Consider the following 26116-nt stretch of genomic DNA (forward strand, 5'->3'; position numbering starts at 1 on the left):
GGCGGTGACGGCTCTTGCGGTGGCCGCGGCGGGTCAGCACGAAAGCCCACCATCACGCGCGAGGCCATCCATCCGGGCCAGAAGATCGGCCAGTGGACGGCGTAATTTCGCGGCGCTTTGCTCAAGATAGGTCCAGGGGGGTTCCTCGCGCATGTAGGTCGACTGCGCCAGCTCCATCTGGATCGCGTGCCAGCCGTCGTGGGGGCGTCCGTAATGCCGCGTGGTCCAGCCTCCCTTGAAGCGGCCGTCGGTGACCGCCGTGTACCCTTGGGCCCCACCGCAGACCTCCTCTGCAAGGGCAGTGATTTCCGGCGCACAGGTGGTGCCACCGTTGGTCCCGATGTTGAAATCCGGCAATCGTCCCTCGAACAGGAACGGGATCTCGGACCGGATCGAATGACAATCATAAAGCACCGCCGTACCGTGCAGATAGCGCACCCGCGCAAGTTCGTCGGCAAGGGCGGCGTGGTAAGGCGCATGCCAGGCCTCGCGGCGGGCCTCGATCTCGGCCGCATCCGGGGGCTGGTCCCAGATGTCATGCCCGTCGAAATCTGTCAGCGGCACCAGGCCGGTGGTGTTCTGACCCGGATAAAGGCTCGCACCGCTCGGGTCCCGGTTGGCGTCGATCACGTAACGGTGAAACGTGGCCCGCACTATCGTCGCACCGGGAAGCACCCCTGTATAAAGCCTGTCGATGTTCCAGTCGGTATCGGCAAGGCTGCGGCCGGTCTCGTTCATGCAGCCCCAAACATGTGGCGGAACATATGTGCCGGTATGGGGCATGCCCAGAACCACCGGCCCGTCGCCGCGTATCACCTCCACCGGGGTCATCCCTTGGCTCCGCGCTTCTTCTGGCCGGAAATATCCCGGGGTGAATTGGCGCCGGGATTCCCCCGGTGCCAAGAGGGGCAGCGCCCCGCCACCGCCCACGCAAAGCACCTGCGCGGCCTCATGGGTCCAACTCCAGCCCCGCCGCGACAGCCAGCGCGTCATCGCGGATCAGACCCGCTGCCGCCTGCAGGTCGGGGGCCAGGTACCTGTCCGCCTGCAGTGCCGGTACCACGGCGCGCAGCCGCATCACGGCCTCCCTGAGCGGCGCGCTCGTGCGGAGCGGTGCGCGAAAGCCGATCCCCTGCGCCCCGCAGATCGCCTCGACCCCCAGAATGGTGTTGAGATTGGCATTCATCCGCCGCAGCCGCCGCGCGGCGTGGGCGGCCATGCTTACATGATCTTCCTGGTTGGCCGAGGTCGGGGTGCTGTCAGTGGTGCAGGGTGTGGCCATGTGCTTGTTCTCGCTCATCAGCGCGGCAGTGGTCACCTCGGCGATCATCAGGCCGGAGTTCAGTCCCGGTTCCGGGGTCAGGAACGGCGGCAGATCGAAGCTCAGCGTCGGGTCCACCATCAGAGCCACGCGGCGTTGCGCTATGGCCCCGATCTCGGCGATCGCCACGGCGATCTGATCGGCTGCGAAGCCCACCGGCTCGGCGTGGAAATTGCCGCCCGACACGATCATGCCACCGTCCGGATGGCTGTCATCGACCAGGACAAGCGGATTGTCCGTGACAGCATTGGCCTCCGTCCGGAGGGTCCCTCCAGCGCCACGCAAGAGGTCCATGGCGGCACCGCTGACCTGCGCCTGGCAGCGGATGCAATAGGGATCCTGGACGCGGCTGTCGCCTTCGCGATGACTTTCGCGAATCTCGCTCCCGGTCATCAGTTCGCGTTGCGCACGGGCCACATCGATCTGTCCCTGATGCCCGCGCAGAAGATGGATACCCTCCACCAGCGGCGCGGTGGACCCCATGATCGCATCGGTTGAAAGCGCCGATGTCACGACGCAGGCGCGCAGGTTTCTCCACGCCTCCCACAGGCCGACAAGGGCGCAGGCCGTGGAAAACTGCGTCCCGTTGATCAGGGCGAGCCCTTCCTTTGCGCCCAGCACGATCGGCTCCAGCCCGGCTTGTCGCAGCGCCTCGCCGCCCGGCATGCGGACATCACCACGCCATGCTTCTCCCTCGCCGATCATGACTGCCGCCATGTGCGCCAGCGGCGCCAGATCCCCCGACGCCCCAACCGATCCCTGGTCCGGCACGACCGGCGTGACCCCGGCCGTGACCATGTCGCCGATCAGTTCCACTGTCCGCCACGCCACCCCCGAGGCTCCTCGCCCCAGAGACAGCAGTTTCAGCACCATCATCAACCGTGTCGTGGGCCTGTCCAGCGCCTCACCCACCCCGCAGCAATGCGACAGGATCAGGTTGCGTTGCAGCGCCTCGGTCTGATCGGGCGGAATCTTGACACTGGCCAGCTTGCCAAAGCCCGTGTTGACGCCGTAAACTGCAGCGTCACCCGCCGCGGCATGCCGCACCAGATCGGCAGCCGCCTCCACACCGGGCCTGACCGCCGGGTCAAGCACCACCGGAAGGTCACGGCGCCAGATCGCTTCGAGCTGCGCGAGGGTCACGGATCCCGGAACAAGCGTCTCCGTCATCCCTCGCCCCCGAAAATACGCCGGTGAAGCGGGTTGAACCCGATACGGTATGACAACTCCGCCGGCTGCGCCGCATCCCATATCGCCAGGTCGGCACGCAGGCCGGGGGCGATGATCCCGGTATCGTCGAGGCCGAGCGCCTTCGCGGCGTTGCGGGTGACCCCGGCCAACGCCTCTTCCGGGGTCATCCGGAAAAGCGTGCACCCCATGTTCATTGCCAGCAGAATCGAGGCCAGCGGCGAGGAGCCCGGGTTGCAATCGGTGGCCAGCGCCATCGGGACCCCGTTTTCGCGAAACGCCCCGATCGGGGGGAGTTGCGTTTCATGCAGGGTGTAGAACGCACCGGGAAGAAGCACCGCGACACTGCCCGAAGCGGCAAGTGCCCTCGCGTCCTCGGCGGTGGCATATTCCACGTGATCGGCCGACAATGCTCCGTATGCGGCCGCCAGTCGCGTCCCGCCGGTATTGCTCAACTGCTCGGCATGCAACTTGACCGGCAAGCCGAGCTGCCGGGCCCTTGCAAGCATCGGTTCGATCTCCTCGACGGAAAAGGCGATGCCTTCGCAAAACCCGTCCACCGCATCCACAAGGCCCTCGGCTGCAGCAAGGTCCAGCGCGGGAAGGCAGATGTCGCGGATGTAATCCGCGTTGCGGCCCTTGTATTCGGTCGTCACCGCGTGCGCGCCCAGAAACGAGGTCTTCACCCGCACCGGACGCAGGTCAGCGATCCGCCGCGCCGCCCGCAGCATCTTCGTCTCGGTCTCGACATCCAGGCCGTACCCGGACTTCACCTCGATCACGGAAACACCTTCGGCAATCAGGGCATCGGCACGACGCAGAGCTCCGGACAGCAATTCGTCTTCGGGAGTCTCGCGTGTCGCGGTCACAGTGGAGACGATGCCGCCTCCGGCGCGCGCCACTTCCTCGTAGCTGGCACCTTCCAGACGCATCTCGAACTCTCCCGCCCGATCGCCTCCATGCACGATGTGAGTGTGGCAATCGATTGGTGCCGGCGTGATCAGCCGCCCTTCGAGATCCTCACCGGCCGCTAGGTCCAGACCCGCCGGCAGATCTTTTTCAGGCCCGACCCAGCGGATCAGCCCGTCCTCGATAAGGATAACCCCGTTCGGAATCAGGCCATAGGGGGTGCCGCGGCACATTGTGGCCAGTGTCGCGTTTTTCAGCAGCATTCCAGACAAATTCCTTGATCGCGGGTCGATATCGGCTTTATTATGTATATACATAATTTTCTGTCAAGATGGGAAATCTCGATGAAGACAATCTGGGCCTCGCGCGCTTTGCTGCCGTCCGGCTGGGCAAGCGACGTGCGCGTCGAGATCGGCAACGATGGGCGTATCGCCACTGTCACACCCCACGCGGCACCCGGCGGGCACCTTGTCGGGCTTCTCCTGCCTGCGCCCGTCAATGCGCACTCCCACGCTTTTCAGCGGGCCATGGCCGGCCTAACCGAAGCGCGCGGCCCCGACCCGCAGGACAGTTTCTGGACATGGCGGCAGCTCATGTTCCGTTTCCTGGATCACCTTGGCCCCGAAGACGCCGAGGCGATCACCGCGTTGGTTCAGATGGAAATGCTGGAAGCGGGTTATGCGACCAATGTGGAATTCCACTATCTGCACCACAGGCCCGGCGGCCGGCCCTACGACCGCCTTGCCGAAATGGCCGAACGTGTGGCTGCCGCCACCGACTTGACCGGCATCGGTCTTACCCTTCTTCCGGTGCATTATCAGTTCGGCGGTTGCGATCGCCGTCCACTTGGGCCGGGTCAGATCCGGTTCGGCAACGATACCGATCGTTTCGCACGGCTGGTCGAGGACTCCCGCAAGGCAATCGGTGCCCTGCCCGGCGATGCCGCGATCGGTGTTGCACCCCACAGCCTGCGGGCGATTCCCCCCGAGGCGCTGGCAGCGACGCCTGCGCTGGCCGGTGGCGGACCCGTGCACATGCACCTTGCCGAACAGGTGGCCGAGGTCGAGGAGGTTCGCCATGCCCTCGGGCGTCGCCCGGTCGAATGGCTTCTGGAGAATGTGAAGGTGGACGCGAAGTGGTGCCTGATCCATTGCACCCAGATGGAGCCGCGAGAAACCGAGGGACTTGCCGCCACAGGCGCGGTCGCCGGTCTTTGCCCGATCACCGAGTCCAGCCTTGGCGACGGTATCTTTGACGGGGTGCGCTGGATGTCTGCGGGCGGTCGCATCGCCATCGGGTCGGATTCGAATATCCGCATCTCACTCACCGAGGAGCTGCGCACGCTTGAGTATTCACAGCGACTGCGTGACGGAAGCCGCGCGGCCCTAGCCACGGCCGACCGAAGTACCGGACGCAGGATATTCGACGCGGTGTGCGAAGGTGGCGCCATCGCCGCCGGACGCGAGACCGGAGTCATTGCAGCAGGGCTTCAGGCCGATCTGCTGGCCCTGGACAGCGATCATATGGACCTCGAGGGTCGCCGCGACGACACGGCACTTGATTGCTGGATATTCGCCGGCGACGATTCCCTGGTCCGCGATGTCTGGGCCGCGGGCAGGCACATGGTGCGGGATGGCGCACATATCCACCGCGATACCATCCTTCGCCGTTACCGGGAGGCAATGAAGCCATTGCGGGATGCGTTGTGAACGCCGGTACGTTCAGAAGCTGGCAATCGATACAGCAGGAAGTGCTGCGCCGTATCCATGCCCGTGAATGGGAACCCGGCGAGGTGATCCCCAACGAGGCCGATCTCGCACGGGAATTCGGCTGTGCCCGCGCGACCGTCAACCGTGCGCTTCAGGCGCTGGCGGAGTCCGGCCTGCTGGAACGGCGGCGAAAGGCCGGAACGCGAGTAGCCCTTCATCCGGTCAGCAAAGCCACCGTGAACGTGCCCGTGATCAGGCTGGAGATAGAGGAACGTGGCCGGAGCTATGGCTACGAACGGATCACGCGCCTGGAATCGGCCCCTGCCCCGCTCTGGGCCGCTGCGGCAATGGGGCTGGCCGCGGGCACGCCGCTTTTGCATGTTGCGGCCCTGCACACGGCCGATGGCGCGCCTTTCGTGCATGAGGACCGTTGGATAAACACCGACACCGTTCCCGGGGCCGCACAACAGGATTTTCGCGATGTCAGTGCCAACGAATGGCTTCTGACCAATGCGCCCTACACTCATGGCGACATCTGTTTCGCCGCGATGGCCGCGGATGGCGAGCCCGCGTTGCGACTTGATGCATCGGACGGGGCGCCGCTCTTCGTGATCGAGAGAACCACGTGGGACGGCGCCCGTGCGATCACGGCCGTGCGTCTTTCCTACGCGCCCGGTCACAGTATCCGAACAACGATCTGACGAGCGGCGGCCCGCCTGCCCGTTTCAGTCCACCACGCGCAGCGTAAGGTTGATCCGGCCTCCGTTAGGCAGCAGGCTGGAACTTCCGGGCCGGATACGATCCACCCCGTGATGCACGAGGCGGGCCTCGCCCCCCATCACGGCGACATCCCCGGATTTCAGCCAGACCGATTCGGTGCGCCCGCCACGCTCGGTGTTGCCGATCCGGAAAAGGGCGTCATCACCCAGCGACACCGACAGGACCGGCCAGCCGAAATCCGCCTCGTCTCGATCCTGGTGAAGACCCATCCGCGCTCCTTCGGCATAATGGTTGATCAAGCAGCAATCGGGTTCCCGTTCCAGCCCGGTAACGGCCTGCCATATCTCCAGCACCCGGGCCGGTATGGACGGCCATTCCCCGCCGGCCGGGTGACGCGGCTCGTACCTGTATCCGCGCCTGTCCGAGACCCAGCCATATTTGCCCGCCGCGGTCATGCGCACCGACATGCGCCGGCCCCGTGGCGTCTCGGGCACGAAGAGGGGCGCCTGGCTCGCGGCTTCGCGCAACTCCTCCAGGAGAGCCTGCTGTGCCGGGCGATCAAGGTACTCCTGGAAAATCTCCACACCGCGAACGGTCAGCGTCGGTTCCACCATCAAAACCCTCTTTCACCACGGGCCGTTACCTATTTGCCACGAAATTGTACAATCGCTTCCGCGCATTGGCTTGCAGCCCCTGACGCCCCTCCCTATATACCCCTCGAAAGACGGCGCCTTTCAAGGGGCGCCGTAAATATATCGGGGGCGGATGCCGGAACGGGTCCGCGGCCCGCACCATCGCCTGAACAGAAAGGGATCGAAAACATGTCCAAAGTCATAGGCATTGACCTCGGAACCACGAATAGCTGCATCGCCATCATGGACGGAAGCCAGGCGCGCGTGATCGAGAACGCCGAAGGATCGCGCACGACACCTTCCATCGTCGCCTTCACGGATGACGAACGCCTTGTCGGCCAACCGGCGAAACGCCAGGCCGTGACCAACCCGGAAAACACCATTTTCGGTGTCAAGCGCCTGATCGGGCGCCGCTACGACGATGCCGATCTGGCGCGGGACAACAAGAACATGCCGTTCAAGGTCATCGACGGTGGCAACGGCGACGCCTGGGTCGAGGCCAAGGGCGACAAGTACAGCCCCAGCCAGATCTCGGCCTTCATTCTCGGCAAGATGAAGGAAACGGCCGAAAGCTACCTTGGCGAAGAGGTCACGCAGGCCGTCATCACCGTTCCCGCCTACTTCAACGATGCCCAGCGTCAGGCCACCAAGGACGCCGGAAAGATCGCCGGTCTTGAAGTGCTGCGCATCATCAACGAACCGACGGCGGCGGCGCTCGCCTACGGGCTCGACAAGGAAAACACCCACACCATTGCGGTCTACGACCTTGGTGGCGGCACTTTCGACGTGACGATCCTGGAAATTGACGACGGCCTCTTCGAGGTCAAGGCCACCAACGGGGACACGTTCCTGGGTGGTGAGGATTTCGACATGCGGATCGTCAATTACCTTGCCGAAGAGTTCAAGAAGGAGCACGGGGTTGACCTGACCAAGGACAAGATGGCGCTCCAGCGGCTCAAGGAAGCTGCCGAAAAGGCCAAGATCGAGCTTTCCAGCTCCAGCCAGACCGAGATCAACCAACCGTTCATCTCGATGGGGTCTGACGGCTCGCCGCTGCACATGGTCATGAAACTGACCCGCGCGAAACTCGAAAGCCTGGTGGGTGACCTGATCAAATCCTCGATGAAGCCCTGCCAAGCCGCTCTCAAGGATGCCGGCATGTCACCGGGTGACGTTGACGAGATCGTTCTTGTCGGCGGCATGACCCGTATGCCCAAGGTTGTGGAAGAAGTGACCAAGTTCTTTGGCAAGGAGCCCCACAAGGGCGTCAACCCCGACGAGGTGGTCGCGATGGGCGCCGCCATTCAGGCCGGCGTGCTTCAGGGGGACGTCAAGGATGTCGTTCTGCTGGACGTGACTCCGCTCAGCCTCGGAATCGAAACGTTGGGCGGTGTGTTCACGCGCCTGATCGACCGCAACACGACGATCCCGACCAACAAGAGCCAGATATTCTCGACCGCCGAGGACAACCAGAGCGCCGTGACGATCCGGGTCTTCCAGGGTGAACGCGAAATGGCGTCTGACAACAAGATGCTCGGCCAGTTCAACCTTGAGGATATTCCGCCGGCCCCGCGCGGCATGCCCCAGATCGAGGTGACATTCGACATCGACGCCAATGGCATTGTCTCCGTTTCGGCCAAGGACAAGGGGACCGGCAAGGAACAGAAGATCACCATCCAGGCCTCCGGCGGGTTGTCCGAAGATGATATCGAGAAGATGGTCAAGGATGCCGAGGAAAACGCCGAAGCCGACAAGAAGCGGCGTGAACTCGTCGATGCGCGGAACCAGGCCGAAAGCCTTATCCACTCGACCGAGAAGTCGCTCGAAGAGCATTCGGACAAGGTCGATCCGACCACCGTGGAGGCTATCGAACTTGCAGTCGCGGCGCTCAAGGACGAGCTTGACGGCGACGACGCCGAAAAGATCAAATCCGGCATCCAGAACGTGACCGATGCGGCCATGAAACTTGGCGAAGCGATCTACAAGTCCAGCCAGGAAGAAGCCGATGACGGCCCGGCATCTGCCGATGAGGGGTCTTCGGCCCAGGGTGACGACGATATTGTGGATGCCGATTTCGAGGATCTCGACGACGACAAGCGCGCGTAAGCGCCCCGCTGACGGCATCTGCGGGGCCGGTCCGTAAACCGGGCCGGCCCTTGCCGTTCCGAGTATAGGAGAACCCGATGGCCAAGCGCGATTATTACGACGTTCTGGGCGTATCCCGGGGCGCCTCGGCGGAGGATATCAAGAAAGCCTACCGCAAGAAGGCGAAGGAACTTCACCCCGACCGCAACAAGGAAAACCCGGAGGCCGAGACCGAATTCAAGGAAGCCGGTGAAGCCTACGACGTGCTCAAGGATGCGGAAAAGAAAGCCGCCTATGACCGGTTCGGCCATGCGGCTTTCGAAGGTGGTATGGGCGGTGGTGGCGGTGGCCCGCGGCCCGGCGCCGGCATGGGTGGCGGACAGGGTGATTTCGCCAGCGCTTTCTCGGACGTGTTCGACGATCTCTTCGGCGATTTCATGGGTGCCCGGGCGGGCGGTGGCGGCAGGCGCGCCGCGCGCGGGTCGGACTTGCGCTACAACATGCGCGTCACCCTGGAAGAAGCGTTCACCGGACTTCAGAAAACCATCAACGTACCCACGTCGGTGCCCTGTGAGGCCTGCAGCGGATCAGGGGCCGAGGGCGGGGCCGAACCGGCCACTTGCCCCACATGTTCAGGTATGGGCAAGGTGCGCGCCCAGCAGGGTTTCTTCACTGTCGAGCGCACCTGCCCCACCTGCTCGGGCCTTGGTCAGATCATCAAGAACCCCTGTGGAAGCTGCGGCGGCCAGGGCCGGGTTGAAAAGGATCGTGCCCTCAACGTGAACATTCCAGCCGGTGTCGAAACCGGCACCCGCATCCGCCTTTCCGGCGAGGGTGAGGCCGGGATGCGCGGTGGACCACCGGGCGATCTCTACATCTTCATCGAGGTCGAGAAGCACAAACTTTTCGAGCGGGATGAAATCAACCTCTTCTGCACTGTTCCCGTCTCGATGGCGTCCGCAGCTCTTGGTGGTGACATCGAAGTGCCCACAATCGACGGTGGACGCGCCCGCGTGAAAATCCCGTCCGGCAGCCAATCGGGCCGTCAGATGCGACTGCGCAACAAGGGCATGCCGGCCCTGCGGGGCGGTGGACGGGGCGACATGTTCATCGAACTCGCTGTCGAGACACCGGTCAACCTCACCTCGCGGCAGAAGGAATTGCTGCGCGAGTTCGAGGCGGAGTCTGAAGACAATAATCCCGAAAGCAAGAGCTTCTTCAAATCGGTCAAGAATTTCTGGGACAGCATGAAGGGCTGACCGGCATTGCGGCGGCTGATGTCCGGCCACACCAGCCGCCCGCAAACACTCGGGACGTCACGGGCCTCCGTCCGGGATGCGTTAACCATTCCCTAACGCTCCTGCGGCATCCTCCCGGCATGGTCGGCTCACGTTCATTTTCCGATGCGTCACTGCCACTTTTCGCGGGCACTGCACCGGCGTCCAAGCGGCCCGAAACCGTCAAGCAGCCCTCCTATATCCGCGACCACCGGAAACGGCTGCGGGATCGGTTCCTTTCCGGCGGCGCAACCGCGATGCCGGATTACGAGTTGCTGGAACTGGTCCTGTTCCGTGCCGTGCCCCGGCAGGACATGAAACCGCTCGCCCGCCAACTGCTGGAAGTCTTCGGCGATTTCAACGCGGTGATCTCGGCGCCGCTGCCGCGCCTTCTGGAGGTTGCTGGCGTGGGTGAGGCCGTGGCAACAGAACTCAAGATCGTAGAGGCCGCATCGCATCGCCTGTCGCGCGCTCGCGTGCTGCAAAGGCAGGTAATATCATCCTGGGATGCATTGCTGGATTATTGCCATACCACCATGGCCCACCGCGAGACCGAACAATTCCGCGTCTTCTTTCTTGACCGCAAGAACGTTCTCATAGCCGATGAGGAGCAGGCGCAGGGCACGGTGGATCATGTTCCGGTCTATCCGCGCGAGGTTGTCAAACGCGCCCTCGAACACAACGCGAGCGCCTTGATACTGGTTCACAACCACCCGTCAGGTGATCCCACGCCTTCATCCGCGGATATTGATATGACAGGCCAGATCCGCGACGCCGCCAGAACTCTCGGGATCGAACTCCATGATCATATAATAATCGGTCGATCCTGCGAGATCAGCTTTCGCGCGCGGGGATTTCTCTGACACCGTTTCAATCCGTGTACCCGCTGCTACCTGACCCAGATTTCGACCCGTCTGTTGGCGCTGCGGCCCCAATCGCTATCGTCGCAAGCCATAGGCATCGCCTCGCCGAATCCCGCCGTTTCCAGATCGACGCGCGACAGGTCTGCCGTCTCGGTGGCATCGATCACGGCCTTGCGCACGGTATCGGCCCGGCGCCGGGCAATTCGTCGATTGGCCTGCGCCGGGCCCTCCCCGTCGCTGAACCCCGCGAAAACCAGGCGGCGTTCGTCATACTCTCCCGTTTCCAGCGCGCGGGCCAGCCGGCCTATATTGGCCCGTGATTGCGCATCGGGGCGTGCCGAGCCCGGTTCGAATCGGAAAGTCGTGGTCAGCCGTTGGAGGGGTGCCAATGTCTGAACCATCGTTTTCAGATCCTTCAGCGTCACCTCGTCACCCGCCCTCAGGATCGCGTTCGCAAAGCGTTCTCCCTGTGCGGAGATGGCAATTTCCTCCGGCTGCTGATCCACGTACCCGGCGCGCCGGATCACCAGCTGCGCTGAACGGTTTCTGCTGAACGCCAGAAACTCTCGCACCAGTTTCGGAAAACGCCGTGCCGGAAGGTAAAGGAAAACCGGCGCCGTGAGGGGGTAATCCTCGGTCTTGATCGACCAACGGGTTGCGCGCACGGAAAACCCGCAGGCCCCCTCAAGCGCCAACGCCCGCGCCAATCCCGATATGGACCGGCTTGTTACTCCGATTGCGAAAGGATTTTTCGCCACGCTACGGCCGAGCTCCGCCGGATCTGCATGAAGCTCCGCTTGCGCTGTATCCTCGCCGCGCAAAAGATGTTTTTGCATCACCTGTCCCAACCCTGACTGCGGATCGTGCAGATGCAGATCGATCGGAGCATCGACGCCGCCAAGTCCGGACCAGTTGTCGATCTTTCCGGTCAGCACCTTCACAAGGTTGCGGATTGAAATGCCGACAACGGGATTATCCGCCGCAACGATCGGCACCAAGGCATCCAGGGCCAGAACAAGGCTGCGCCGTCCATCGCTCAGGTCTCCGAGCCCGGCATCCTGCGCACGCCGCATCTCGTCCTCTCGGACCTCACGAATGGACATGACGATATCGGCCTCGTTTGCAAGAAGATCGGCAAATCCTTCGTCCGAATTGGTCAGCCGGAATATGAAGCGGCCGCGTGTCTGTCCGGTCTCGCGATCCGAAAGGACATAGATAAGCCGGTCGTCCCCTGCAGCGTCGCGCCGCAATTCCATCCCGTTGCGCAGTGCGAACGCCTCGATCAACGCGGGCATGAGCACACGGCCAACCGTCGGCGCACCGGAAAATCTTGCTTCTGCAACGAAATCTTCGAGATTGGGGCACCCCGGACCGTCGCACAGAACACCCGAGCCATCGACCGTCAATTCACCATAAATGGTGTCCACCCGATAGAACTCACCATCGTAACCCAGAAGGTTTCCGGAGATTTCGACATCTCCGTCGCGCGAGGTCAGCGTGACATCCTGCGCGACGGCCTCGGCGCCCACGGTCATAAGTGCGGCCAGAAACGCCACACACAGAAATTTCATCGAGTGACCCCCGGTCGCCACACATCAGTTGCGCGCGATACTCAGGTCTTCGACCAGGTTTTTCAACACCAGATAATCACCGACGGCATTGCAGCCGGGCATTGAAAGCACGAGGTCCTGCGCTTGAAGTTTTCCATTCTCGGCCAGATCTATGGCTTGTGCCTCGACATCGCGGTCACAGTTTTCCCGTGTCACTTCGGCTTCGACACGGATGCTCACTGCTCCGTCACGTTTCGCGATTCCACTGGGAAATGTATAGACCTCCGCCATCAACGGTTCGGCCATCTCGGGATCGCCAAGGCGGGTCAGAAAACCGCCATTCCCGCGCGCGGCAACCGACATGTCACGGCTCGCTTCCGCCCAGACATGGCCCTCGTCCTCATATCCCGCACCATATTCAAGCGCATGAATCTGCAGGCCACTGGCACCTTTCCACTGCACAACCACGCGATCATAATATTCAAGGGATGTTACTTCGGCGTTGGCAACGGCCCCCTCGCCATTCGCGAAGGCCGCGATGAACACGGATTTTTTCGACAGGGCCGGAACCAGCATTTCGCTTGTTCCGGAAAGGTCGGTCGCACCGGTGAACATCATGCCATTATGATGCAACGTGAACCGCTCGTTCGTCATGCAGGGCACAGTCAGCGTCAGCCTGACCATTGCGGCGGCAACTGTTTCCGCTTGCATGTCATATTCGCAGGCGAAATTCGGTGTAGGCTCTTCGGGAGGAGGGTCGGATATCGGCGCATCCTCCAGAGCCACGCGGGTGAGCGGGGGAGACGGAAGAGGCGCAGGAATTCCGCGGCTCGCCGGTGGCCTTGGCAGTGCCGAAGTCAGCTCGATTTCCGATAGTGTCATGTCCTCGGTGCGCGGGGCCTCGGGCGCGGCAAGTGCCGCAGCGTCCGGTGCTTCCGCGTCCGTCACGTCCGGTTTTTCCACCTCGGCCTCGATGGCAGCACCTTCTACAACGCTCTGCGCGCTTACCACCGGCGCCGATGTCACGTCAGGCCCACCGCCGATCTGCATGAAATGGCCGATTCCCATGGCGCATGCCAAGGTGCCCCCGGAAATAGCCGCCAGTCTCATTTTTGACATAATGCCCTCCCGCCCGTTCATCAGGCTGGGAGAAGGCTATTTCCGGAAAACGGCTGCGCTGTGGCACCAAAACGGAGTCATTCGGGCCACATCAAGGCAAAAGCCGGCCAAACGGGTCAGGCAACCTTGCCATGGCAATGCTTGAACTTTTTGCCCGACCCGCACGGGCATTGCGCGTTACGCCCGGGATTGCCCCATGTCGTCGGATCCGATTCCACGAAACCCTCGGGTGACGAATCGGCAACCGGCGATCCAGTGGCATCGCCCGGATGCTTCGCTTCGGTCTCCTGCTCCATCGCGATGCGTTGCTGCTCCATCTCCTGCATCATCGCTTCGCGCTCCTCCTCCGTCATCGGACGAATCTGGGCAAGTTTCTGGGTCACTTCCTGGCGCAGGCTGTCGAGCATCGATTCGAAAAGCTGGAACGCCTCGGTCTTGTATTCATTGAGAGGGTCGCGCTGTGCATAGCCGCGAAAGCCAACAACGCTGCGCAGGTGCTCAAGGGTCAGAAGGTGATCGCGCCACTTCGAATCTATCGTCTGCAAAAGAACCTGCTTTTCGATCATGCGCATGTTCTCGGCACCGAACTGGGCCGCCTTCTGCGCCATCATCTCGTCGGCGGCATCCTCCAGCCTTTCGCCGATCTGTTCGTCGTCAACGCCTTCCTCCTCGGCCCAGTCCGCGACAGGAAGGTCCATGTTCAATGTCTCTGTCACGGCCTTGTGCAGCCCTTCCGTGTCCCACTGATCGGCATAGGTCTTGGGGGGCATGTGGGTATCGATCATGTCGTCGATCACCTCGTTGCGCATGTCCTGAACGATCTCGGACAAATCATCGGCCTTCATGATGTCCAGCCGTTGTTTGAAGATCACCTTGCGCTGCTCGTTCATCACGTCATCGAACTTCAGAAGCTGCTTGCGGATATCGAAATTGCGGGCTTCCACCTTGGCCTGGGCCCGTTCGAGGGATTTGTTGACCCACGGGTGAATGATCGCCTCGCCTTCTTTCATCCCGAGGCCCGACAGAACTTTTTCAAGCCTGTCAGACCCGAAGATGCGCATGAGATCATCCTCCAGACACAGGAAGAACGCCGTCCGCCCGGGATCGCCCTGCCGGCCCGAACGACCACGCAACTGATTGTCGATCCGGCGGCTTTCATGGCGCTCGGACGCCAGGACAAAGAGGCCACCCGCCTCCAGAACCTTTTTCTTCTCGTCGGAGTGCTCGGCCTCGATCCGCTTGCGCAGTTCCTCGGGATCAGCATCGGGATCGGCGTCAAGCGCCTCGATCACCTTCAGTTCCACATTCCCGCCAAGTTGTATGTCCGTCCCCCGGCCGGCCATGTTCGTGGCGATTGTCACCGCGCCCAGCTTGCCCGCCTCGGCGATGATCTGTGCCTCCTTCTCATGCTGTCTGGCGTTAAGAACGTTATGTTTGATTCCCGCGTTCTCCAGGAGGTTGCTCAGCATTTCCGACTTGTCGATGGAAGTCGTGCCGACAAGGATGGGCTGACCCTTTTCATGGGCCACGCGGATCGATTCGATGATCGCGTTGAGCTTGTCATGTGTGGTGCGGTAGACAGCGTCATCCTCGTCCACCCGCGCGATCGGCATGTTGGTCGGCACCTCGACAACGCCGAGACCGTAAATTTCCATGAATTCCTCGGCCTCGGTCACCGCGGTTCCGGTCATGCCGGACAGCGTTTCGTAAAGGCGGAAATAGTTCTGGAACGTCACCTGTGCCAGCGTGACGTTCTCGGGGCGAATCTCGCAGCCTTCCTTGGCCTCGATCGCCTGGTGCAGGCCTTCCGAAAGCCGCCGGCCGGGCATCATGCGGCCGGTGAACTCGTCAATCAGCACTACCTCGCCATTCCGGACGATATAGTCCTTGTCCTTCTGGAACAGCTTGTGCGCCCGGAGCCCCTGATTGACATGATGCACGATGGTCGTGCTTTCGGGATCGTAAAGCGATTGTTCCGTCGGCAGGATTTCCTTTTCGTGCAGCACTTCCTCGAGAAATTCGTTGCCCTCGTCGGTGAAGGTCACGTTCTTGGTTTTCTCGTCGATCGTGTAATGCTCTTCGGAAAGTTCCGGGATCAGCTTGTCGATCGTAACGTAGAGGTCGCTGCGGTCCTGTGCAGGCCCCGATATGATCAGCGGCGTGCGCGCCTCGTCGATCAGGATGCTGTCGACCTCGTCAACGATCGCAAAATTGTGACCGCGCTGATTCATTTCGCTCAACTCGGATTTCATGTTGTCGCGAAGATAATCGAAACCCAGCTCGTTGTTGGTCGCGTATGTGATATCGGCCGCGTACGCGGCTTTTTTCTCGTCCTCCGGTTGCTGCGGATACACCACCCCCGTTGTCATCCCGAGCGCGCCATAGACCTTGCCCATCCAGTCCGCATCGCGCCGGGCGAGGTAATCGTTCACGGTGACGATATGCACGCCCTTCCCGGTCAGCGCATGCAGATAGGCCGGGAAGGTCGCAACAAGGGTCTTGCCTTCACCGGTCTTCATCTCGCTGATATTGCCTTGGTGCAGGAAAATCCCCCCCATCAACTGCACGTCGAAGGCCCGCAGGCCAAGGGCCCGGCGGGCAGCCTCGCGGCAGACGGCAAACGCCTCGGGGAGAAGGGCATCAAGGCTTTCACCCTGTGTTATCCTGTCCCGGAATTCGACGGTTTTCTCTTTCAATTGCGCATCGGAAAGTGCCGCGGTTTCCGGCTCCAGCGCATTGATCTTCGCGACGGTCGGCCGTGTCGCCTTGATCTTGCGGTCGTTCGGCGTGCCAAACACCTTACGGGCGACGGTTCCAATACCCAGCATTTACTATCCGATCCGGTCTTTTGACTTTCCGTGAAAGGCAATTGCTTGCCCCGTTTCCAATGCAGCCCTACAACGGGCGCAATATGGCAGGCACGCCTTGATCCTATGGCGATGTAAGGGGCAGCCGTCAGAGTGTCAACGTCGCGCACCCGCGCGCCCAGCAAAGCAGCATCTGCAAAGGAAATCACCATGCTCGAACGCCTGAAATCACTTCCGGTCACGGCGATTGCCGCGCTCGCCTTCGCCGCGCTCCCCGCAAACGCGCAGGATGAGTCGACGCCCGATGCCGATACGGTAGTGGCGACTGTCGACGGAACCGACATCACGCTCGGCCACATGATCGCCCTGCGTTCGAGCCTGCCACAACAATACGATCAGTTGCCACCCGAAGTGCTGTTTGACGGAATCCTCAATCAACTTGTCCAGCAGACATTGCTTTCCCAATCTTTCGAGGGAGAGATTTCCAGGCGTGGCCAGCTGATGCTCGAGAACGAGCGCCGCGCGACCGTCTCCAGTGAAATCCTTGCCGGGGTGGCCGAACGTGCGGTCACCGAAGAAGCGGTGCAGGACGCCTATGAAGCGCAATACGCGAATGCCGACCAGAAAACCGAATACAAGGCCGCGCACATTCTGGTCGAGACCGAGGAGGAGGCCGCAAGCCTGATCGAAGAGCTTCGCGATGGTGCCGATTTCGCTGCACTGGCAAAGGAACATTCCACCGGTCCGTCCAGCGCCGGTGGCGGTGATCTGGGCTGGTTCGCAACCGGCACCATGGTTGCACCCTTTGAAGAGGCCGTCGCGGACCTCGAGCCCGGCACCATCTCGGACCCGGTCAAGACACAGTTCGGCTGGCACGTGATCCGCCTGAACGAAACCCGGATGCAGGAAACGCCCGAGCTGGGCGAGGTGCGCGCCGACCTGGAACAGCAGATTCGCGAAACCGCCATCGAGGCTCATGTCGCGGAACTTCGGGAACCGGCGGATATTGACCAGATCGGAGACGGCGAGATTGACCCGGCGCTCATCAGCCAGTTCGATTTGCTGGAAAACTGACCGTGAGCGCGCCGTTGCCACGGTCGCCTCTCGCGCCGGATGCCTTTCCCGATCTGCCCGTGATCGGAGGCGTCAGCTTTGCCACAGCCGAAGCCGGGGTGCGATATTCCGGCCGCGACGACGTGATGCTGGCAAAGCTGGCGCCCGGAACCGCCATCGCCGGAGTGTTCACGCGATCCGCCACGCGTTCCGCACCGGTGCTGGACTGTCAGGCCAAGCTCGGCGGTAACTCCGATGACGGGGCGGCGATCATCGTCAACTCCGGCAACGCGAACGCGTTCACCGGCCGCAACGGCGCGAACGCGACGGCCGCCGTTACAAAAGCGGTTGCAGACACCCTGAACCTCCCGGAAGGGCGGGTTTTTTCGTCCTCGACAGGGGTCATCGGGGAACCCCTGCCGCATGATCGAATTTGTGCGGTTGTCGGTGGAATGGCCACAAGACTGGATCCTGCCGGACTCGAGGCGGCCGCGCATGCGATCAAGACAACCGACACCTTCGCGAAGGGCGCGGCGGGCACCGTCGACGTGGACGGCCAGACCGTGCGGATTGCCGGCATCGCCAAGGGATCAGGCATGATCGCGCCAAACATGGCGACCATGCTGGTTTATATTTTCACCGACGCGGCCATCGAGCAGCCAGTGCTGCAAACGATGGTCTCGGCCCTCAACCGCACGACATTCAATTGCATAACGGTAGACAGTGACACATCGACATCCGACACTTTGCTCGTTGCCGCGACGGGCGCTTCGGGCATTCGCATAACGGATGCCAATATCGGATTCATGAGCATGCTGCGCCAGGTCATGATGGATCTGGCCCATCAGGTTGTCCGGGATGGAGAGGGCGCAACGAAGTTCGTCGAAGTGTCCGTTACCGGTGCCGCCAGCGACGCCGATGCACACGTTCATGCCAAGGCGATCGCCAACTCGCCCCTCGTCAAGACCGCCATTGCGGGCGAAGATCCGAACTGGGGCCGCGTTGTGATGGCTGTCGGAAAATCCGGTGCGCGGGCTGACAGGGACACGCTGTCGATCTGGTTCGGAGATATCCTTGTCGCCCGTGAAGGGTGGGTCAGCCCGGATTACGACGAAACCCGCGCCGCCGCCTACATGAAGAACCCCGAGGTGACCTTGCATGTCGATCTGGGCCTCGGCGGCGGTACGGCGCGCGTATGGACCTGTGATCTGACCCACGGCTATATCGACATAAACGCCGATTACCGCTCATGAAAACGGTCCTTGTCTCGGCGGTTGCGCTGATTGATGGCGATGGTCGCGTGCTGCTGGCGCAACGCCCTGAAGGCAAGCCGATGGCCGGCCTATGGGAGTTTCCGGGCGGCAAGGTGGAACCGGACGAAAGCCCCGAGGCGGCCTTGATTCGGGAACTTGACGAAGAACTTGGCATCGGAACCTGGGAAAGCTGTCTGGCCCCGCTGACCTTCGCAAGCCATCGGTACCCCGAGTTCCACCTTCTCATGCCACTGTTCGCCTGCCGGAAATGGGGGGGTATCCCCGCTCCCCGGGAGAATCAGGTGCTGAAATGGGTACGTCCAACCGATTTGAAATCCTATCCCATGCCGCCTGCCGACCTGCCAATCATTCCGATCCTGCGCGATTGGCTGTGATCGCTGCCTTCGAACCACTGTAAATTCTTCCGATGTCAGCAGGAAACTGCAACGGAAGAATCACTACTTTGACATTGTCGACCAAATGGATACAATTATTGTCAGGGATTGCTGCAGGGGGTTGTCGATGCTGCGTACTGTCATATTGGGAAGCTGCATTTCGGTGCAGGGAATTTTCGTTCGTGATCTGCCGGATGGCCGGGTTCAGGTACGTGTCGGCAAGAAGTTGTATTCGGGCGTACCTGTCAAGGCTGCTGCCTGACACGACAAACGCGCGACATTGAAAGTTCTTGGGGGCGGTCCAAGCCGCCCCCTTTTGTTTTCCCGGGTTCCGTACCCATTCAATCCAGAGTGCGGGTATGCTCTTCGCGCTCGAAGATCTCGATGACGTCACCCTGGCGGATATCCTCATAGTTCTCGAACGCCATGCCGCATTCCTGACCGGACTGAACTTCGGAAACTTCATCCTTGAAACGCTTCAGAGTCTTGAGCGTGCCCTCGTGTACCACCACGTCATCGCGCAGCAACCGCACCCCGGCCGACCGGCGCGCGATCCCCTCGGTAACCAGACAGCCGGCAACCTTGCCGACGCCGGAGACCTTGAAGACTTCTCTGATCTCGGCATAGCCGATGAACTTTTCGCGGATCTCGGCGCCAAGAAGGCCCGAAGCCGCGGCCTTCACGTCATCCACAAGATCATAAATGACCGAGTAGTAACGAATTTCCACACCCTTCTGGTTGGCGCTGTTGCGCGCCGGTGCGTTGGCCCGCACGTTAAAGCCGAAGACCGGCGCCCCTGAGGCCTCGGCAAGCCCGATATCCGATTCAGTGATCGCGCCAACGCCCGAGTGCAGCACGCGCACGCGAACCTCTTCGTTGCCGATCTTTTCCATCGCCTGGACGATCGCCTCGGCAGATCCTTGAACGTCGGCCTTGACCACGATCGGCATTTCCTTGAGGTTCTCGTCTTCCTTGGCCTTGGCAAGAAGTTGCTCCAGGGAGGTTCCTGCACCGGCCGCGGCACGCTTTTCCTTGGCCTTTTCCTTGCGGTACTCGGCAATTTCGCGTGCCTGCGCCTCGGTGCCGACGACGTTCAGGACATCACCGGCCTCCGGAGTGCCGTTAAGTCCCAGGACTTCGACAGGCACCGATGGGCCGGCCTCGTTCACACGCTCGCCATGGTCGTTGATGAGCGCACGAACCTTGCCGTACTGCTCCCCGACAACAAAGATGTCGCCCTGCCGGAGGGTGCCCTTCTGAACGAGAACCGTCGCCACCGGCCCACGGCCAACGTCAAGCTGTGCCTCGATCACCGCACCCTCGGCGGCACGGTTCGGATTCGCCTCAAGCTCCAGGATCTCGGACTGGAGAGCGATCGATTCCAGAAGGTCATCCAGACCTTGCCCCGTCTGGGCGGAAACCTCGACATCCTGCACATCACCCGACATCGCCTCGACGATCACTTCGTGCTGCAACAGGTCGGTACGGACCTTGTCCGGATTCGCCTCGGGCTTGTCGACCTTGTTGATCGCGATGATCATCGGCACTTCAGCGGCCTTGGCGTGATTGATGGCCTCGATCGTCTGCGGCATCACCGCGTCATCAGCGGCAACAACGAGAACGACGATATCCGTCACATGGGCGCCCCGCGCGCGCATGCTGGTGAAGGCCGCGTGTCCCGGCGTGTCGAGGAAGGTCAGGATCGTTCCGCCATCCGTCTTCACCTGGTAGGCACCAATGTGCTGGGTGATGCCGCCGGCCTCGCCGGCCACGACCTTCGCGTTGCGAATCGCGTCGAGAAGCGAGGTCTTGCCGTGGTCGACATGCCCCATGATTGTGATCACCGGCGGACGCGCCTCCATATCTTCCGGTTTGTCCTCGATCTGGTCAATCACGTCCTCGACGTCGGCATCGCTCACGCGCACCACACGGTGGCCGAACTCCTCGATGATCAGCTCGGCGGTATCGGCGTCAATCGACTGGTTCTGCGTAACCATCATGCCGTTTGTCATCAGCGCCTTGACCACGTCGCCCACGCGTTCGGCCATGCGGTTGGCAAGTTCGGAAACGACAATCGTTTCCGGCAATTGAACGTCGCGAATGATCTTTTCGCGTTCCTGCTGGCCGCCCATCGCCTTCTGGCGCGCGCGCTCCTGCTTGCGTTTCATCGCCGCCATGGATTTCTGGCGCCCACCTTCGCCGCCCGAAAGCGCCTGGTTCAGCGTCAGTTTTCCCGAGCGACGTCCATCTTCGCCCTTGCCCTTGCCACGTGGCTGCTGGCGCTGCTGATCACGGTCCTTGTCCTGCTTGCGCGCCGGCTGCGGCCGGGCGGGTTGCTGCGGTTCTGCCGGAGGCGCTGCCGCTGCTTCTGCCCCGCGTTGCTTGGCGGCTTCCCGTTCTTCGGCCTCCCGCTTCTTGCGGGCCTCTTCTTCGGCCTTGGCCTTGGCACGTTCCTCGGCCTCGCGCTGTTCGCGTTCCTTGGCTTCGACCTCCTCGCGACGGCGCTGCCGCTCTTCCTCACGCTTGCGCTCTTCGGATTCGCGCTGTTCGGCCTCCTCGTTCTCTCGCGCCTTTGCTGCCTGAAGCGCCTTCATCCGGCGTTCCATCTCACTGTCGGAAATGCCGGCGGGCCGCTTGCTGGGATCCGAGGAACGCGCGCTTTTGCCACCGCCGCCGGGCGCGCCGCCCGCGGCACCCTGTCCGGGTTTCACGACACGCTTCCGCTTGGTTTCCACCACGACGTTCTTGGTCCGGCCGTGGCTGAAGCTCTGCTTCACGTTCCCGGAACGGGGACCGCCACGCACACCCAAAGTCTTCTTTCCGTCGTTGTCGCTCATGTGGTTCCACTTTCCTTTCCGGCGGCATCACCGCCGTGCGAGACGCGCAGGCCTTTCAGCCTTGCCGCCTCCTCTACAACACGTTGCGCCAAACCTCCAGCGCGCAGTGCCGCATGCACTGCCGATTGTCGCCCGAAGGCCTGGCCGATCTCGGCCGATGTGAGCCACCCGACGAAGTTTCCACCATAGGGCGTGCTCAATTTCGATTTTCCACGCCCGGAACCGTCGCTGGCCTGAATCAGAACTTCGGCCTCGTCCCCGGCGAGCCACGCCTTGACCTTCTCATACCCCGACACCGCCGCGCCGCCCTTGCGCGCCAGACTGATCAGATTGACCACCCGCTGCGCGAGCTGCGCCTCGACAGTATCGCAAAGATCGCAAGGCGCCTTGATCTTTTGCCGCGCCGCCCTTGAGAACAGTCCCTTGTTTACCGCCCGTTCAAGCGCCGCGCGTTCCGCTGATACCCATATCCCCCGCCCAGGAAGCTTTTCAAGCATATCCGGCACCGCCTGACCGTCCGGTCCGATCACAAATCGCAAAAGCTCGTGCGTGGGTCGCACCTTTCCCGTCGCGATGCATTTGCGCTCGGGACCGCCCGATCGATCCTTGGGGTGCCCGCCGCGACCCATCCGCCTACACGCGGGGCCTGGGATCAGGCCCCGGCCTCCTGCGTTTGCGCGTCTTCTTCGGTAGATTCCGGATCACTTCCCAGCAAGTCATCCGGATCCACCCAGCCCAGCATTACACGAGCGGTCATAACCATGTTCTGCGCCTCTTCCAGAGACACATCAAAGGGTTCCAGGATACCGTCGTCCTTTACTCGCTCACCGTCCACGACGGTCCAGCCTCCGGCCAGTTCCCAATCCGCGCAGGTCGCAAAATCCTCAAGCGATTTCACGTCGTCCTCGGCCAATGCCAGGATCATTTGGGGGCTCAGGCCCTCGAATTCAACAAGGCTGTCCTCGACACCAAGCTCGCGGGCCTTTTCCATTGCCTCGCGCGCCTGGGCCTCGAGAATGTCGCGCGCCCGCGCCTGAAGCTCCTGGGCGGTATCCTCGTCGACACCATCGATCACCAGCAGTTCGTCCAGTTCGACATATGCCACCTCCTCGAGGTTGGTGAAACCCTCGGACACCAAAAGCTGGGCAAAGAACTCGTCAAGGTCGAGCGTGTCCATGAACAGCTTCGTGCGCTCCTCGAATTCCTTCTGGCGGCGCTCGCTGTCCTCGGCCTCGGTCATGATGTCGATATCCAGCCCGGTCAGTTGGCTGGCGAGGCGCACGTTCTGTCCGCGCCGTCCAATGGCCAGTGAAAGCTGATCCTCGGGTACGACAACGTCAATCTTTCCGGCATCCTCGTCGAGCACCACCTTGGTGACTTCGGCGGGCTGCAAGGCGTTTACGAGGAAGGTCGGCTGATCCTCGTTCCAGGGAATGATGTCGATCTTTTCGCCCTGCAACTCGTTCACGACTGCCTGCACCCGGCTGCCACGCATGCCGACACAGGCGCCGACGGGGTCGATCGACCCGTCATAGGAAATCACCGCGATCTTGGCGCGGCTTCCCGGGTCACGTGCCACTGCCTTGATCTCGATGATGCCGTCGTAGATCTCGGGCACCTCCATCTTGAAAAGTTCGGCCATGAACTCGGGCGCCGTGCGGCTCAGGAAAATCTGCGGGCCGCGGGCCTCGCGTCGCACGTCCTTGATATAACAGCGGATGCGGTCATTGGGGCGATAGCTTTCGCGCCCGATCTTCTCGTTGCGGCGCAGGATCGCCTCGCTGCGGCCCACATCCACGATGACGTTGCCGTATTCCTCGCGTTTGACGATCCCGTTGATGATCGTGCCCGCACGATCCTTGAATTCCTCGTACTGGCGGTCGCGCTCGGCTTCGCGGACCTTCTGCAGGATCACCTGCTTGGCGGATTGCGCGGCGATCCGGCCCATCTCCACCGGCGGAACCTCTTCCACGAATTCGTCACCCACCTTGGGATCGTCCATGTACTGTTTCGCCTGTTCAACGGTCATCTCGGCCTGGTAATTTTCCAGCTCGTCATCCTCGACCACCGTGCGCACGCGGGTGAACGTCGCCCGCCCTGTCTTGCGGTCGATGCTGACACGAATGTCCATCTCGGCGCCATAACGGCTCTTGGCCGCCCGGGCGAGGCTTTCCTCCATTGCCTCGACCACCAGCGCGGGGTCGATCAGTTTTTCCCGCGCGACGGCTTCGGCCGTCTGCAGAAGTTCAAGCTGGTTGGCAGAGGTGATCGCCATAATTTCAGTCCTCCTCGGAACCGGTCTCGGTCTCTATCTTGTCGAATTCGCTCTCGTCCACTGTGCCGGCATCCTTGCGCGCCTTCAGCATGTCGCGGATCAGGTCATCTGTCAGCACCAGCTTGGCATCGTTCAGCCACTCGAATTCCAGCCCGATCGTGCCTTCATCCACGTTTATCAGGACTTCTGTGCCGTCCACGCCTGCCAGGACACCCTTGAAGCGCTTGCGCCCACCGATAAGCTCGGCCGTTTCCAGCTTGGCCTCATACCCCTCGAAGGTCTCGAAATCCTTGGGCCGGGTCAGCGGGCGGTCGATACCGGGGGACGAAACCTCCAGCGTGTAGCCATCGAGGATCGGATCCTCGACATCCAGAACCGCACTTACGGCGTTGGATATCTCGGCGCATTCATCCACCTCTATACCCCCGTCCTGTCGCTCCGCCATGATCTGCAGGGTCTGGGTCTTGCCGCCCATCAGCCGGACGCGCACCAGTTCATACCCCATGTCCTCGATGACAGGGGTGATGATCTCGGCCAGACGGCGGTCGATCGCGGCTTTGGCGATTAGATCGTTGCTCATGTTCCCAAACACAAAAAAACGGGCGCGCGGCCCGTTTACCTATCCGGTGGTGCCTGCCGGTGTGGACCCGGTGGCGCCGCTGTTGATGGGCATATATGACCTGTGCCGCGAGTCTGCAAGAGCAATATCCGCTTGGTGTCCGAATTACCCGGTCGTGTTCCGGTCACGCCGGGATCCGAAAGAAAGAGAAAAGGGCGCGAGACATGCGCCGGAATGAGGCCTCCATTCATACGCTTGACCGGACAAGCGACGACACTCGAACACTGCATTGTATGTCGCAGGTAAGTTCCCTTGTGACCTGAAGCGAAACCTCCAGATAGAGGGCATGTGTTCGTTCTGGAAATTGGCGGCTGCGGGGTTCACCGCAACCGCGATAACATATGGACCGGCCCGCATGGGATTCGGTCTGTTCCTGCCCGAATTCAAGACGGTGTTTTCCCTGTCATCGGGAACCGCCGGTCTCATCTCGGGCTTGGGATTTCTGGGAATGCTGTTCGGTCTGATATCGGCCTATGGCGCAACAGCCGCGGGCGGACCGAGACTGCCGGTCCTTATGGGCCTGTTTTCCGCAACACTCGGAATGGGGATGATCGCGGCGGCCACCAGCCTTCCGGTGCTTGCCACCGGCGTCTTCCTCGCGATGACCAGCGCCGGTTTCGCCTGGGCGCCTTTCAACAATGCGGTACACCGTCAGGTGCAGGATGGCGCAAGGCCCGCCGCACTCTCGATCATCAGCACCGGAACAAGCCTCGGCATCGCCGCGGCCGGCGCAACGGCATTCGCCGTGGGCGGGAGCGACCTGTCTTGGCGTGTCGCTTGGGCCGCCTTCGCGATTGCCAGCGCCGCGGCATTCATTGGAAATCTTGGCGCGCTGAGGGATGTTGCCGGCAGTCCCGGTCCCGTCTCCATCCTGCCCTGGGCGGTTCTGCTGCGCCGGTCCGCGATGCCCCTTTATGCGATATCTCTGTCTTTCGGAGTGACCACCGCGATCTACATTTCGTTCGCTGCCGACAGGATCAAGCAGTCCGGAGGCCTGCCTCAGCTTCAGCCCGATATGTCACCGGCAATCATTTTCGTCAGCTTCGGTCTCTTCGGACTCGTGGGCCTGACCACTGGACGCTGCGTGGAGCTGGCCGGCCTGCCCCGGCTGCTCAGGCTCTTGATGCTTGCCTCGGCGCTCTCGCTTGTCCTGGTCGCGTTGGCACCCACCTCGTGGACGGGCGTGCTTCTGTCCGCCTGCCTTCAGGGCGGGTTCGTGATGATGATGAGTGCGATCCTTGCATTATGGTCGGAACGTCTGTTTCCCAATCTTCCTTCCCTCAGCTTCACAACCGCGCTTGTGGCCGTCACAGGGGGCAGTGTTCTGGGGCCTGTCGGCGCGGGATTCATTTCGGACAGTTTCGGCGCCGCGCCGATGTTCGTCGCGACAGCCACCATTTCATTGGTAACAGCCCTGGCCATCCGACGCCGCCATATCCAGGACAGAAAAATCGCCGGATGACCGACGGGCACCCCGGACAATCAGGGCAAGGCCAATGCCGCA

General features: G+C 62.0%; 21 protein-coding genes. 10 read left to right on the forward strand and 11 right to left on the reverse strand.

Annotated features, from left to right (window positions below; translation table 11 throughout):
• Nucleotides 1–33: 33 nt before the first annotated feature.
• The 3 genes from hutG to hutI all read right to left on the reverse strand — a co-directional run bounded on the left by hutG (nt 34) and on the right by hutI (nt 3681).
• Entirely contained in the window at nt 34–831 is a 798-nt protein-coding gene (hutG, locus tag DQW77_RS00820; RefSeq protein WP_113256377.1) for an N-formylglutamate deformylase, read from the reverse strand.
• A 118-nt stretch (nt 832–949) separates the two neighbouring features.
• Entirely contained in the window at nt 950–2491 is a 1542-nt protein-coding gene (gene hutH / locus DQW77_RS00825; protein WP_113256262.1) for a histidine ammonia-lyase, read from the reverse strand.
• On the reverse strand, nt 2488–3681 hold the full coding sequence (gene hutI, locus DQW77_RS00830) for an imidazolonepropionase (RefSeq protein WP_181711166.1): 1194 nt from the start codon (nt 3679–3681) through the stop codon (nt 2488–2490). Before hutI ends, hutH begins: the two co-directional genes overlap by 4 nt.
• Nucleotides 3682–3762: 81 nt before the next feature.
• On the opposite strand from hutI, the gene DQW77_RS00835 reads away from it, so the two are divergent.
• The gene (locus tag DQW77_RS00835; protein WP_113256263.1) at nt 3763–5127 is read left to right on the forward strand and encodes a formimidoylglutamate deiminase; all 1365 of its coding nucleotides are present in this window, start codon (nt 3763–3765) and stop codon (nt 5125–5127) included.
• Nucleotides 5124–5828 (forward strand): UTRA domain-containing protein, encoded by a 705-nt coding sequence (locus DQW77_RS00840; RefSeq protein ID WP_113256264.1) that lies wholly within the window; start codon nt 5124–5126, stop codon nt 5826–5828. The genes DQW77_RS00835 and DQW77_RS00840 overlap by 4 nt, the downstream gene beginning before the upstream one ends.
• 24 nt (nt 5829–5852) lie before the next feature.
• Here DQW77_RS00840 and DQW77_RS00845 read toward each other — a convergent pair whose 3' ends face one another.
• Entirely contained in the window at nt 5853–6461 is a 609-nt protein-coding gene (locus tag DQW77_RS00845) for an alpha-ketoglutarate-dependent dioxygenase AlkB (RefSeq protein ID WP_113256265.1), read from the reverse strand.
• A 207-nt stretch (nt 6462–6668) separates the two neighbouring features.
• Here DQW77_RS00845 and dnaK point away from each other — a divergent pair, with 207 nt between their 5' ends.
• The 3 genes from dnaK to radC all read left to right on the forward strand — a co-directional run bounded on the left by dnaK (nt 6669) and on the right by radC (nt 10704).
• Nucleotides 6669–8585, forward strand: a complete 1917-nt coding sequence (dnaK, locus tag DQW77_RS00850; protein ID WP_113256266.1) for a molecular chaperone DnaK — start codon at nt 6669–6671, stop codon at nt 8583–8585.
• A 77-nt stretch (nt 8586–8662) separates the two neighbouring features.
• Nucleotides 8663–9823, forward strand: coding sequence for a molecular chaperone DnaJ (gene dnaJ / locus DQW77_RS00855; protein WP_113256267.1), 1161 nt, complete (start codon nt 8663–8665; stop codon nt 9821–9823).
• A gap of 119 nt (nt 9824–9942) precedes the next feature.
• Nucleotides 9943–10704, forward strand: a complete 762-nt coding sequence (gene radC / locus DQW77_RS00860) for a DNA repair protein RadC (protein WP_113256268.1) — start codon at nt 9943–9945, stop codon at nt 10702–10704.
• Between the two features lie 26 nt (nt 10705–10730).
• Here radC and DQW77_RS00865 read toward each other — a convergent pair whose 3' ends face one another.
• From DQW77_RS00865 to secA, 3 genes are all read right to left on the reverse strand, one after another.
• The gene (locus DQW77_RS00865) at nt 10731–12275 is read right to left on the reverse strand and encodes a substrate-binding domain-containing protein (RefSeq protein ID WP_113256269.1); all 1545 of its coding nucleotides are present in this window, start codon (nt 12273–12275) and stop codon (nt 10731–10733) included.
• A 24-nt stretch (nt 12276–12299) separates the two neighbouring features.
• The gene (locus DQW77_RS00870; RefSeq protein ID WP_258523626.1) at nt 12300–13364 is read right to left on the reverse strand and encodes a hypothetical protein; all 1065 of its coding nucleotides are present in this window, start codon (nt 13362–13364) and stop codon (nt 12300–12302) included.
• 125 nt (nt 13365–13489) lie between these two features.
• Nucleotides 13490–16201 (reverse strand): preprotein translocase subunit SecA, encoded by a 2712-nt coding sequence (gene secA / locus DQW77_RS00875; protein ID WP_113256270.1) that lies wholly within the window; start codon nt 16199–16201, stop codon nt 13490–13492.
• 189 nt (nt 16202–16390) lie between these two features.
• Between secA and DQW77_RS00880 the strand changes: the two genes are divergently transcribed.
• From DQW77_RS00880 to DQW77_RS18435, 4 genes are all read left to right on the forward strand, one after another.
• Nucleotides 16391–17254: a peptidylprolyl isomerase gene (locus tag DQW77_RS00880; protein ID WP_113256271.1), complete on the forward strand. Its 864-nt coding sequence runs from the start codon at nt 16391–16393 to the stop codon at nt 17252–17254.
• A 2-nt stretch (nt 17255–17256) separates the two neighbouring features.
• Complete coding sequence (argJ, locus tag DQW77_RS00885; RefSeq protein WP_113256272.1) at nt 17257–18486, forward strand: bifunctional glutamate N-acetyltransferase/amino-acid acetyltransferase ArgJ; 1230 nt, start codon at nt 17257–17259, stop codon at nt 18484–18486.
• Nucleotides 18483–18881 carry a (deoxy)nucleoside triphosphate pyrophosphohydrolase gene (locus tag DQW77_RS00890; protein WP_113256273.1) on the forward strand — a complete coding sequence of 133 codons (399 nt, stop codon included), beginning with the start codon at nt 18483–18485 and terminating at the stop codon, nt 18879–18881. Before argJ ends, DQW77_RS00890 begins: the two co-directional genes overlap by 4 nt.
• Nucleotides 18882–19008: 127 nt before the next feature.
• A complete protein-coding gene (locus DQW77_RS18435; protein ID WP_258523627.1) occupies nt 19009–19143 on the forward strand; it encodes a hypothetical protein in 135 nt (44 codons plus the stop codon).
• Nucleotides 19144–19222: 79 nt separating this feature from the next.
• On the opposite strand, the gene infB is transcribed toward DQW77_RS18435, so the two are convergent.
• The 4 genes from infB to rimP are packed head-to-tail and all read right to left on the reverse strand — an operon-like array spanning nt 19223 to nt 24573.
• Nucleotides 19223–21718 (reverse strand): translation initiation factor IF-2, encoded by a 2496-nt coding sequence (gene infB, locus DQW77_RS00895; protein ID WP_113256274.1) that lies wholly within the window; start codon nt 21716–21718, stop codon nt 19223–19225.
• Entirely contained in the window at nt 21715–22347 is a 633-nt protein-coding gene (locus tag DQW77_RS00900) for an RNA-binding protein (protein WP_113256275.1), read from the reverse strand. Before DQW77_RS00900 ends, infB begins: the two co-directional genes overlap by 4 nt.
• A 23-nt stretch (nt 22348–22370) precedes the next feature.
• A complete protein-coding gene (gene nusA, locus DQW77_RS00905; protein ID WP_113256276.1) occupies nt 22371–23993 on the reverse strand; it encodes a transcription termination factor NusA in 1623 nt (540 codons plus the stop codon).
• Nucleotides 23994–23997: 4 nt separating this feature from the next.
• On the reverse strand, nt 23998–24573 hold the full coding sequence (gene rimP, locus DQW77_RS00910) for a ribosome maturation factor RimP (protein ID WP_113256277.1): 576 nt from the start codon (nt 24571–24573) through the stop codon (nt 23998–24000).
• Between the two features lie 325 nt (nt 24574–24898).
• Between rimP and DQW77_RS00915 the strand changes: the two genes are divergently transcribed.
• The gene (locus DQW77_RS00915) at nt 24899–26074 is read left to right on the forward strand and encodes an MFS transporter (protein WP_113256278.1); all 1176 of its coding nucleotides are present in this window, start codon (nt 24899–24901) and stop codon (nt 26072–26074) included.
• Nucleotides 26075–26116: the final 42 nt, after the last annotated feature.

This window comes from Roseovarius sp. TE539 (genome assembly GCF_003298505.1).
In the GTDB taxonomy this organism is placed as follows: Bacteria; Pseudomonadota; Alphaproteobacteria; order Rhodobacterales; family Rhodobacteraceae; genus Roseovarius.